This is a genomic window from Mesorhizobium sp. M1A.F.Ca.ET.072.01.1.1 (assembly GCF_004023325.1).
In the GTDB taxonomy this organism is placed as follows: domain Bacteria; phylum Pseudomonadota; class Alphaproteobacteria; order Rhizobiales; family Rhizobiaceae; genus Mesorhizobium.
The window spans coordinates 1-5,210 of sequence record NZ_RZSF01000397.1; the positions used below are offsets into that span (position 1 = coordinate 1).

Consider the following 5,210-nt stretch of genomic DNA (forward strand, 5'->3'; position numbering starts at 1 on the left):
TCATGGGCTCTCTCGGGGTGCGCGGCATAGCGCGCGCCTGAAATGCGAAAGGGCGCCCGAAGGCGCCCTTTGCACGATCTTTCAGGCGGGCCGGCTTACTTGCCGCTCTCCAGCGTGTCGACCGCCGACTTCAGCTTCGCGTCCGGGATCTCGATCTTGGCGGCGCCGCGCAATTCCTTGACCATGGCGAAATACTTGTCGCGGATGACGGCCTGCTTGGCCTGGTCCTTGACGTCGTCGAAGGCCGGCGGCTGCTTGGCGCGCTTGTCCTCGACCTTGATGACATGCCAGCCGAACTGCGACTGCACCGGCTCCTTGCTGTACTTGCCGACATCCAGCGCAAACGCGGCCTTGTCGAACTCCGGCACCATCTGCCCGGGACCGAACCAGCCGAGGTCGCCGCCATTCGACTTGCCGCTCGGGTCGCTCGTGTGCTCGTTGGCGAGCTTCTGGAAATCGGCGCCGCCGTCGAGCTGCTTGATGATCGCCTCGGCTTCTTCCTTCGTCTTCACGAGGATGTGACGGGCGTGAATCTCATTGACCGGCGGCGTGTTGGCAATTTCCTGGTCGTAGCGGGCGCGGACATCTGCATCCGTCACCTTGTCGACGACTTCCTTCTCGACGACCTCGCCGTGCAGGGCGCGCTGCTGCAGGAAGGCCATCCGACGCAGGAAATCGGCGTCTTTGTCGAGGCCGCTGTCGACCGCTTTCTTGGCCATGACGCGGATTTCAATGGCCGCCGAAAGAGCAGCGGCGCGGCGCTGTTCCGGCGGCAGTTGCGCGAACTGCTGCGACAGCTCGCCTTCGGCCAGCGCGAGGTCGGCCTCGGTCAGCTTCTCGCCGTTGATGGTGGCGACCACGGCGTTGGGATCCACGGGAGCGGCTGCGGGAGCCGCCGCGCCCGGCTGGGCGGGCTTGGTTTCCTGCGCCATCAGCGGCGACAGCGAAAGAGCCGAGAGCCCGAAGGCCAAGCCAAGGCTGGCGAGCGACGCGCGGCGGAACGACAGGGACATCAAGATAACTCCAATGGGGATTGCCGATAAGGATCGCTTGAACGGGAAGGTTCCAGATCAGTCCGATTGTGGCGGAATTTGGCGCTGCCCATAGGGCTAACGCGGCGTTGACATCAGTTGAGCCCCCTCTTATCTGTCCAACGACTTGGCGTCCAGAACCGTTTTCCGGGCGCTTTTTGCGTTTGTCCGCATTCACGCGGATTTGATGGGCCCGCCAGGCGCCTGTCGCAAACGGCTAAAATTGCTATCGAAAGGACCATTGGATGGTCAGTCTCGGCGCTCTCGCGCGTAAGGTTTTCGGCTCTTCCAACGACCGCCGAGTCAAGGCGACCAGGCCCCGGGTCGAGGCCATCAATGGGTTGGAAAACGAGATGCGGGCGCTCTCCGATGCCGAGCTTGCCGGCCGCACCGAGAAATTCCGCCAGGACTTCGCCAATGGCGCCTCGCTCGACGACCTGCTGATCCCGGCCTTTGCCACGGTGCGAGAGGCGGCCCGCCGCGTTCTCGGCATGCGTCCCTTCGATGTCCAATTGATCGGCGGCATGGTGCTGCACAATGGCGGCATCGCCGAGATGCGCACCGGTGAGGGCAAGACGCTGGTCGCCACCTTGCCGGTCTATCTCAACGCGCTCGCCGGCAAGGGCGTGCATGTCGTCACGGTCAACGACTATCTTGCCAGGCGCGACGCCGAATGGATGGGCCGCGTCTACAAGTTCCTCGGCCTCACCGTCGGCATCATCGTCCATGGCCTCTCCGACGACGAGCGCCGCGAGGCCTACGCCGCCGACGTTACCTACGCCACCAACAACGAGCTCGGCTTCGACTATCTGCGCGACAACATGAAGTATGAGCGCTCGCAGATGGTCCAGCGCGGCCATGCCTACGCCATCGTCGACGAGGTCGACTCGATCCTGGTCGACGAGGCGCGCACGCCGCTGATCATTTCCGGTCCGCTCGAGGACCGCTCGGAAATGTACAACACCATCGACGCCTTCATGCTGAAGCTCGGCCCGGCCGACTACGAGGTCGATGAAAAGCAGAAAACCACGATCTTCACCGAGGACGGCACCGAGAAGCTGGAAAACATGCTGCGCGATGCCGGCCTGTTGAAGGGCGAGTCGCTCTACGACGTCGAGAACGTCGCCATCGTCCACCACGTCAACAATGCGCTGAAGGCGCACCTGCTGTTCCAGAAGGACAGGGACTACATCGTGCGCAACGGCGAGATCGTCATCATCGACGAGTTCACCGGCCGCATGATGCCGGGCCGCCGCTATTCGGAAGGCCTGCACCAGGCCCTCGAGGCCAAGGAGCATGTGCAGATCCAGCCGGAGAACCAGACGCTGGCCTCTGTCACCTTCCAGAACTATTTCCGCCTTTACAAGAAGCTCGCCGGCATGACCGGCACGGCGCTGACCGAGGCGGAGGAATTCGCCAACATCTACAATCTCGAAGTCACCGAGATCCCGACCAACCTGCCGGTCGCCCGCAGGGACGAGGACGACGAGGTCTACCGGACGGTGGAAGAGAAGTACAAGGCCATCGTCAAGGAGATCCGCGACGCCCGAGAGCGCGGCCAGCCGATCCTGGTCGGCACCACCTCGATCGAGAAATCCGAGCAGCTGGCCGAGCGCCTGCGCAAGGAAGGCGTCAAGAATTTCGAGGTGCTCAACGCCCGCCACCACGAGCGCGAGGCGGCTATCGTCGCCCAGGCCGGCAAGCCCGGCGCCATCACCATCGCCACGAACATGGCTGGACGCGGTACCGACATCCAGCTCGGCGGCAATGCCGACATGCGCATCGCGGAAGAACTGGCGGATATGCCCGCCGGCCCGGAGCGCGAGGCGCGCGAACAGCAGATCCGCGATGACGTCGCGCAGCTGAAGGAAAAGGCGCTGGCCGCCGGCGGACTCTACGTCTTGGCGACCGAGCGCCATGAATCGCGCCGCATCGACAACCAGCTGCGCGGACGTTCCGGCCGCCAGGGCGATCCTGGCCGTTCGAAATTCTTCCTGTCGCTGCAGGACGATCTGATGCGCATCTTCGGCTCCGAGCGCATGGACGGCATGCTGCAGAAGCTCGGCCTCAAGGAAGACGAGGCCATCATCCACCCGTGGATCAACAAGGCGCTGGAGAAGGCGCAGAAGAAGGTCGAGGCGCGCAACTTCGACATCCGCAAGAACCTGCTGAAATACGATGACGTCTCCAACGACCAGCGCAAGGTGGTTTTCGAGCAGCGCATCGAGCTGATGGATGGCGAAGGCCTGTCGGAGACGGTGGCCGAAATGCGCGAGGGCGTCATCGAGGAAATCGTCGCCAAGAACATCCCGGAAAACGCCTATGCCGAGCAGTGGAACGTCGCCGGCCTGAAGGAGGAAGTGGCGCAGTACCTCAATCTCGACCTGCCGATTGACGACTGGGTCAAGGAGGAGGGCATCGCCGAGGACGACATCCGCGAGCGCATCTCCGCCGCCGCCGAGGCAGCCGCCAAGGAACGCGCCGAGCGCTTCGGCCCCGACGTCATGAGCTATGTCGAGCGTTCGGTCGTGCTGCAGACGCTCGACCATCTGTGGCGCGAGCACATCGTCAACCTCGACCATCTGCGTTCGGTCGTGGGCTTCCGCGGCTATGCCCAGCGCGATCCGCTGCAGGAATACAAGGGCGAGGCCTTCGAGCTGTTCCAGGGCATGCTCGGCAATCTGCGCCAGGCCGTGACCGCGCAGCTGATGCGCGTCGAGCTGGTCCGCCAGGCGGCTGAAGCGCCGCCGCCGTCGGCGCCGGATATGTTCGGCAGCCATATCGACGGCACCACCGGCGAGGACGACTTCCAGGGCGGCGAGACGGCGTTGTTGGTCCGCCAGGAATCCCATGCCATGGTGGCACCGGAAAATCGCGATCCGAAGAATCCCGCGACTTGGGGCAAGGTCGGCCGCAACGAGGCCTGCCCCTGCGGCTCCGGCAAGAAATACAAGCACTGCCACGGCGCCTTCGCTTGATCCCCTTCCCTTCTTCTCCCCGGATATGACGGGGAGAAGGAAGCCCTCCACCCAACCGTTTCTTAATGTGTTTCGCATACACCGAAACCTTGGAAACAGGCGGAAAACGGAGAGTATTCGGGGTGCGCTTTTCCGCGGCGACGACTGCCGGGCGGTTCTTGCCGCAGCGCTGGGCGCTGCGCATGCGGCCGCTGCTTGGCCGCATCGACGCCTCGCTGTTCAGCGCCGACGAACGCGGCGAAGCCGGCCGCATGTCGCTGATCGCCTTTTCCATCCGCATCGTCAGCGCGGTCATCGCCTTCGTCAGCCAGGTGCTGATGGCACGCTGGATGGGCTCGTTCCAATACGGCATCTTCGTGCTGGTCTGGGTGACGATGGTCATCGTCGGCAATCTCGCCTGCCTCGGCTTCCACACCTCGGTCATCCGTTTCATTCCCGAGTATCGCGAGCGCGGCATGCTCGCCGAGCTGCGCGGCATCGTGCTGGCGAGCCGGCTGTTCGTGCTGGTCGCTTCGACGGTGATCGCGGGGCTGGGCGCGCTCGGCGTCTGGCTCGCCTCGCCCTGGATCGAGAACTACTACGTCATTCCCTTCATCCTCGGCGTCATCTGCCTGCCGATGATCGCGATGGGCGACCTCCTTCAGGGACTGGCGCGGGCGAACTCATGGGCGCTGTTCGCGCTGTCGCCGACCTATCTGGTGCGGCCGGTGCTGATCCTGGTGTTCATGGCGCTTATGCTCGCCATGCACTACGTGCCGGATGCCAAGACCGCGATCTTCGCCTCGATCGCCGCCACCTATACCACGACGCTCGGCCAACTGATGGGCGTCACCTCGCGCATGGACAAGCAGATCCCGGCCGGGCCGATGACCGTGCATTTCGGCCGGTGGTTCCTGGTCTCGCTGCCGATCTTCCTGGTCGAGAGTTTTTTCTTCCTGCTCACCAATGCCGACGTGCTGATGGTTGGCGCCTATCTCGAGCCCAATGACGTCGCCGTCTATTTCGCCACCGTGAAAACGCTGGCTCTGGTGCATTTCGTCTATTTCGCCGTCAAGGCGGGCGTTGCCCAGCGCTATGCGCAATTCACCCATGGCGAGCCGGAAAGGCTCGCCGCCTTCGCCCGCGAGACCGTCTCCTGGACCTTCTGGCCCTCGCTTGCGATGGCGCTGCTGGGGCTGGCTCGCGGCGAGCCGATGCTGGT

Annotated in this window: 3 protein-coding genes; 2 read left to right on the forward strand and 1 reads right to left on the reverse strand. The window is 64.0% G+C overall.

Translation table 11 applies throughout. From position 1 onward, the window contains the following. Positions 1 to 95 precede the first annotated feature (95 nt). Positions 96 to 1,013 carry a peptidylprolyl isomerase gene (locus EOA32_RS32670; RefSeq protein WP_066990127.1) on the reverse strand — a complete coding sequence of 306 codons (918 nt, stop codon included), beginning with the start codon at positions 1,011 to 1,013 and terminating at the stop codon, positions 96 to 98. Between the two features lie 263 nt (positions 1,014 to 1,276). Here EOA32_RS32670 and secA point away from each other — a divergent pair, with 263 nt between their 5' ends. Continuing rightward, positions 1,277 to 4,009 carry a preprotein translocase subunit SecA gene (secA, locus tag EOA32_RS32675; RefSeq protein ID WP_095782409.1) on the forward strand — a complete coding sequence of 911 codons (2,733 nt, stop codon included), beginning with the start codon at positions 1,277 to 1,279 and terminating at the stop codon, positions 4,007 to 4,009. Between the two features lie 122 nt (positions 4,010 to 4,131). Continuing rightward, a partial coding sequence (locus EOA32_RS32680; RefSeq protein ID WP_145971428.1) for a lipopolysaccharide biosynthesis protein occupies positions 4,132 to 5,210 on the forward strand: 1,079 nt, incomplete at its 3' end.

What these genes read in the sequence shown, in the direction of transcription:
- EOA32_RS32670 (WP_066990127.1), bottom strand. Translation starts at nt 1,013, where the DNA reads ATGTCCCTGTCGTTCCGCCGCGCGTCGCTCGCCAGCCTTGGCTTGGCC.
- secA (WP_095782409.1), top strand. Translation starts at nt 1,277, where the DNA reads ATGGTCAGTCTCGGCGCTCTCGCGCGTAAGGTTTTCGGCTCTTCCAAC.